Origin of the sequence: Mesorhizobium sp. M6A.T.Ce.TU.016.01.1.1, assembly GCF_003997065.1 — a bacterium.
Lineage (GTDB): Bacteria > Pseudomonadota > Alphaproteobacteria > Rhizobiales > Rhizobiaceae > Mesorhizobium > Mesorhizobium mediterraneum.
On the sequence record NZ_RZTJ01000054.1, the window covers coordinates 1 to 5488 of the forward strand.

At 62.4% G+C, this 5488-nt stretch carries 6 protein-coding genes; all 6 read right to left on the bottom strand.

Going from position 1 to position 5488, the window contains the following annotated elements; all coding sequences use genetic code 11:
• Positions 1-279: 279 nt before the first annotated feature.
• The 6 genes from EOC94_RS32745 to EOC94_RS32770 all read right to left on the bottom strand — a co-directional run bounded on the left by EOC94_RS32745 (position 280) and on the right by EOC94_RS32770 (position 5284).
• Positions 280-750: a MaoC family dehydratase gene (locus EOC94_RS32745; protein WP_095488830.1), complete on the bottom strand. Its 471-nt coding sequence runs from the start codon at positions 748-750 to the stop codon at positions 280-282.
• Positions 747-1217, bottom strand: coding sequence for a MaoC family dehydratase (locus EOC94_RS32750; RefSeq protein WP_127295722.1), 471 nt, complete (start codon positions 1215-1217; stop codon positions 747-749). The genes EOC94_RS32745 and EOC94_RS32750 overlap by 4 nt, the downstream gene beginning before the upstream one ends.
• 170 nt (positions 1218-1387) lie before the next feature.
• Positions 1388-2362, bottom strand: coding sequence for a magnesium/cobalt transporter CorA (gene corA, locus EOC94_RS32755; protein ID WP_095488832.1), 975 nt, complete (start codon positions 2360-2362; stop codon positions 1388-1390).
• A gap of 331 nt (positions 2363-2693) precedes the next feature.
• Positions 2694-3797 carry a redox-regulated ATPase YchF gene (ychF, locus tag EOC94_RS32760; protein WP_127295724.1) on the bottom strand — a complete coding sequence of 368 codons (1104 nt, stop codon included), beginning with the start codon at positions 3795-3797 and terminating at the stop codon, positions 2694-2696.
• Between the two features lie 96 nt (positions 3798-3893).
• Positions 3894-4622 (bottom strand): aminoacyl-tRNA hydrolase, encoded by a 729-nt coding sequence (gene pth, locus EOC94_RS32765; protein WP_095488834.1) that lies wholly within the window; start codon positions 4620-4622, stop codon positions 3894-3896.
• Positions 4623-4645: 23 nt separating this feature from the next.
• The gene (locus EOC94_RS32770) at positions 4646-5284 is read right to left on the bottom strand and encodes a 50S ribosomal protein L25/general stress protein Ctc (protein ID WP_095488835.1); all 639 of its coding nucleotides are present in this window, start codon (positions 5282-5284) and stop codon (positions 4646-4648) included.
• Between the last annotated feature and the right edge of the window lie 204 nt (positions 5285-5488).

The window sequence follows — 5488 nt, forward strand, 5'->3', positions numbered from 1 at the left end:
TCGTCTCATCCGACGCCGCCAGACCGTCCGCCAGACTCAACTGACCCAAAACACGATCCGCCATCCCGAATCTCCCTGCTCCAACCTTCACCACAGAATCACCGTTCGGCTTCTGTGCAAAGGTCTCCTTGTGGGAGAAGGTGGCCGAGCGAAGCTCGGTCGGATGAGGGGTGCTGGACAGATCGCCAGCGCTTCATTTCTTCCAACACCCCTCATCCGTCTTGTCGCTTCGCGACAATCCACCTTCTCCCACAAGGGGAGAAGGTAAGCAGCGCGCTCTCACCCCATCTTCACCAGCACGGCACTTTCGAACTCGATGACCTTGTCACCGGTCGAATCGAAGGCCTCCGAGCGCAGCGTGAGCAACCGCCAGCCCGGCCGTGATGCGATGGGGCGATGGGCAAGCGCGGTGCGGGTGAAGGTCACGGTTTCTCCGGCATAGACGGGCTTCAGCCATTTGAGGTTCTTGAAGCCGGGCGAGGGGCCAAATTCGGGCGCGGGCCTAGTGCCGGCCCACCGGGCGCCGTTGGCCTCCACGCCGGTCTCGAGGTTCAATTTCATCCAGGTTGCCGCTGTGTGCCAGCCCGAGGCGCACAGGCCGCCGAACACGCTCCTCTTCGCCGCCTCTTCGTCGAGATGGAATATCTGCGGATCGTATTTCCTGGCGAACGCCTTGATCGCCTCGGATTCGAATTTATGCGAACCGAGCGTGACGGTGACGCCGATGCAGAAGAATTCGTCGAGGCTCACGCGTTGGCCCCTCGGGTCAGGAACATGACGGTGTTCTCGAGTTCGAAGACGCCTTCGCCACGCTGGTTGAAAAGCTCGCTGCGCATGGCGACGAGGCCGAGCTGGGGCTTCGATCTGGACAGGCGCTTGGCAAGGACGGTGGTGTTGCCGGTCAACATATCGCCGGCCAGCACCGGCTTTTTCCATTTGACGAGGTCGACACCGGGGGCGCCCTGCGAGGTCGAGTCCAGCAGGAAGGCATCGCACAGCATGCGCATGAACATCGCGCAGGTGTGCCAGCCGGAGGCCGCCAACCCGCCAAGGATGCTGGCCTTGCCCGCCGCCTCGTCGAGATGCATCGGCTGCGCATCGAACTCTTGCGCGAATTCGATGATCTCGGCCGCGCTCACCAGTTTCGTGCCGAGGTCGAGCGAGGCGCCTTCGACGAAATCCTCATAGGCCCAAGTCTTTCCGGTCTGGCCGGTCATGGTCTGGAATTCTTTCCGGTCATGGTCTGGAATCCGGTTCAAGATTGCACGATCGCCACGGATCGGGGTTCCCGGATGCAGGTGGGACGGGATTTGGTCAAGTAATTTCTGGTGCGCCAGGCCATCGCGCGCCCCACGGAACAGCCAACGAAACAGAAGGTCCGAAGGCTTTACAACCAGCCGCGGCGGCGGAAATACCAGAAGGGCAGGATCGCCGACAGGATCATCAAGCCGATGGCGAAGGGATAACCGAAATGCCAGCTCAGCTCGGGCATGACATTGAAATTCATGCCGTAGATCGACGCGACCAGCGTCGGCGGCAGGAAGATGACCGCGGCGACGGAGAAGATCTTGATGATGGCGTTCTGCTCGATCGAGATCATGCCGAGCGTCGCGTCGAGCAGGAAGTTGATCTTCTGCGACAGGAAGGTGGCGTGGTCGGCGAGCGACAGCACGTCGCGCGACAAGGTCTTGATGCGCGCGCGGATATCCTTGCTCATCTTGGTCTGGGTCGAGGCGTGGGTGAGGAAGCCGGCGAGCCGCTGCAGCGAGATCAGGCTGTCGCGGATCGAGGAGGCGATGTCCTCCTTGCGGCCGATGGCCTTCAGCAATTCCTGGAAGTCGCGGTTGCGCTTGGAAGCCTTGGTCGAGCGTGCCTCGAAGATGTCGCGCGAGATCGTCTCTATGTCGCGGCCGGCGCGCTCCAGAATGTCGGCGAGGCGGTCGACGATCGCCTCCAGCAGGCCGATCAGGATGGTGTCGCCGCTGGTGCAGCCGGTCGCCACCTTCTCGGCGCGCAGCGGAAAGGTCTTGAAGGCCTTCGGCTCGTGGTAGCGCACGGTGATCAGCCTATTGCCGGCCAGCACGAAGGTGACCGGCGACATTAGCGGATCGTCGGCCTCGGTCTGAGCCGGCAGCGTGGCGGTCATGAAATAGGCGCCGTCCTCGATATAGAGGCGGCTCGAAATCTCGATCTCCTCCATCTCCTCGCGCGTCGGAATGGCAACACCGAGCCAAGTCTCGATGGCCGTTTCCTCTTCCTTGGTAGGGTTCATAAGGTCGGCCCAGACGACCTTGTCGCTGTTTGCCAAGAGATCGTCGGCAACGCGCAGGCGATCATTGTCCACGACGAATGCCTTGATCATCGCCGGGTCTCCCTTGCTGAGGCCAAAAGGATGGGTTCGAGCGGGCGTGTCGTTTCGGATTGCACGGGACAGGCTTTCGACGAAAGCGCGGGCCGGTGCAGACGCCCCTTAGACCGGGCGTTGCGGGCAGTCAAGCCACGCGGAAAGGGCCCGCGCGGTCTCTCCCTTCTCCCCTTGTGGGAGAAGGTGGCCGAGCGAAGCTCGGTCGGCTGAGGGGTGTTCCAGCTTGGCACCCACAGCGCTCCGGCTAACACCCCTCAACCGTCTTGGCGCTGCGCGCCAATCCACCTTCTCCCGCAAGGGGAGAAGGAAGAAGGCGCCGTCGGTCAGGTCAGGTGTTGAACTTGAACAGCATGATGTCGCCGTCCTGGACGACATATTCCTTGCCTTCGTCGCGCGCCTTGCCGGCTTCCTTGGCCGCCACTTCGCCGCCCAGCGTGATGAAGTCGTTGTATGCGATGGTCTGGGCGCGGATGAAGCCGCGCTCGAAATCGGTGTGGATGACGCCTGCCGCCTGCGGCGCCTTGGCGCCCTTGTGCACGGTCCAGGCGCGCGTTTCCTTTGGCCCGACGGTGAAATAGGTGATGAGCTGCAAAAGCTCGTAGCCGGCGCGGATCACCTTGTTCAAGCCTGGCTCCTCAAGGCCCAACGTTGCCAGGAATTCCATTTCCTCGTCGTCGCTGAGCTGCGCGACCTCGGCTTCGATCGCTGCCGAAATCACCACGGTGCGGGCGCCTTGCGCGGCAGCCATCTGTTCGACCGCTTTGGTGTGCGAATTGCCGGCGGCGGCGTCGGCCTCTGCGACATTGCAGACATAGAGAACGGGGTGCGACGTCAGCAGGTTCAGCCCCTGCAGGATGCGCAGATCCTCCGCGGAGATACCTTTGAGCAGAATGCGGGCTGGCTTGCCGGCCTGCAGGAGTTCAAGAGCGGCTTCCATCATCGGAAGCACGGTCAACGCCTCCTTGTCCTTGCCGGAAGCGCGCTTGCGGAACTGCACGATGCGGCGCTCGAGGCTGTCGAGGTCGGCGAGCATCAGCTCGGTCTCGACCGTCTCGGCGTCGGCGACGGGATCGATGCGGCCCTCGACATGGGTGATGTCATCATCCTCGAAGCAGCGCAGCACATGGACGATGGCGTCGACCTCGCGGATGTTGGCCAGGAACTGGTTGCCCAGCCCTTCGCCCTTCGAGGCGCCGCGTACCAAGCCGGCGATGTCGACGAAGGAGATGCGGGTCGGGATGATCTCCTTCGACTTGCCGATCGCCGCGATCTTCTGCAGACGCGGGTCGGGCACCGCCACCTCGCCGGTATTCGGTTCGATGGTGCAGAACGGATAGTTGGCGGCCTGCGCCGCCGCCGTCCTGGTCAGCGCGTTGAAAAGCGTCGATTTGCCAACATTGGGCAAGCCAACGATGCCGCATTTGAAACCCATTTTTATCCGGTCCTATTGGGAAATCGAAATTTGATGAGGGCTATGGGCGAAAGGGGTGACGAACGTCAAGCCCTTCGGCTCCGTTCACGCCGAAGCTCAATCCTTGCCGCCAAACAGCTTCTTCAGCATGGCAGCCATCGGGCCGGTTTGCGGCAGCTTGACCGCCGGCTGCTGTCGCGCCTGACGGACGTGGCTTTGCTGTTTCGGGCTCTGCTGTTTCGACCCCGCGTTTTCGCGTTCGGGCGTAGCACCGGTCTTGCGTTGGACGGCAACGCTGACCTTGTTCATGAAGCCGGACTCGTCCCCCCTGACGATCAAGTCGGCATGATCACCGATGGCGTCGAGCAGCGGCTCCAGCCATTCGCGATCGGCCTTGGCGAAATCGCCAAGCACATGATGCTGGACGAATTCCTTGACGCCCGGGTGGCCGACGCCGATGCGCACGCGGCGGTAAGCGTTACCGACATGGCCGTCGATCGAGCGGATGCCGTTGTGACCGCCGGCGCCGCCGCCGGTCTTCACGCGGACCTTGCCGTCGGCGAGGTCGATCTCGTCATAGAAGACTGTGAGCGCCGAGGGGGTGAGCTTGTAGAAGCGCAGCGCTTCGCCGATCGACTGGCCTGAATTGTTCATGAAGGTCTGCGGCTTGATCAGGATGATCTTTTCGCCGGCAAGCGTGCCTTCGGCGATCAGTCCCTGGAACTTCTTCGACCAGGGCGAAAAGGAATGGCGGCGGCCGATTGCGTCCGCCGCCATGAAGCCGACATTGTGCCGGTTGTTGGCGTATTTCGCGCCCGGATTGCCGAGGCCTGCAAACAGCAGCATCGTCACCTCCGGGCGGAAAGGGATTACTTCTCTTCGGCGGCAGGAGCCGCTTCGGGCTCAGCCGCTTCGACCGTCTCTTCCGCCTCCGGCTTCATCGCCGCGGAGCCGGCAATGGTCGCGACGGTGAAGTCGCGGTCGGAGATCACCGGCTTGACGCCGGCCGGCAGCTTGACCGCCGAGATATGGATCGAATCGCCGATATCGGTGCCGGTGAGATCGACGGTGATGAATTCCGGGATCGCATTGGCCGGGCAGTGGAACTCGACTTCGTGACGCACGATGTTGAGCACGCCGCCGCGCTTGATGCCGGGCGACTTGTCCTCGTTGATGAAGTGGACCGGCACGTCGACATTGACTTCGGTGTCCTTGCCGATGCGCAGGAAGTCGACATGGACCGGGAAATCCTTGACCGGGTCGAGCTGGAAGTCCTTGGGCAGGACCTGGATCTTCTTGCCGTCGACATCGATCGTGGCGATCGTGGTCAGGAACCCGCCGCCATGGATCTTGTAGTAGATGTCCTTGTAGGTCAGCGCAATCGCCAGGGGAGGCTGCTTGTCGCCGTAAATTACTGCAGGCACTTTACCGTTGCGGCGAACTGCACGGGCGGACCCCTTACCGACCTGTTCGCGCGCTTCGGCCTTGAGCTCGTAAGTATCGCTCATGGCATTTCCTTTCGCGTTGTTCTGGAGCGTTCGCGGCCGGCGAGGTGCCTGGGCCGTAAACGTCGAAAGCCGTCATGGCCTTACATGATCTGGTCCAAAATCTTTTTTGGGATCACGCAGGCCCGGACAGCCTTCCGCCGCGTTGCCTCCAAGGGTGTCTACGCGGGTGGCGGCTCTATAGCGGAAGGCTGTCCGGGCCTGCGT

Coding starts and splice junctions, on each gene's coding strand:
- EOC94_RS32750 (WP_127295722.1), bottom strand. CDS start 1,217: ATGACCGGCCAGACCGGAAAGACTTGGGCCTATGAGGATTTCGTCGAA.
- corA (WP_095488832.1), bottom strand. CDS start 2,362: ATGATCAAGGCATTCGTCGTGGACAATGATCGCCTGCGCGTTGCCGAC.
- ychF (WP_127295724.1), bottom strand. CDS start 3,797: ATGGGTTTCAAATGCGGCATCGTTGGCTTGCCCAATGTTGGCAAATCG.
- pth (WP_095488834.1), bottom strand. CDS start 4,622: ATGCTGCTGTTTGCAGGCCTCGGCAATCCGGGCGCGAAATACGCCAAC.
- EOC94_RS32770 (WP_095488835.1), bottom strand. CDS start 5,284: ATGAGCGATACTTACGAGCTCAAGGCCGAAGCGCGCGAACAGGTCGGT.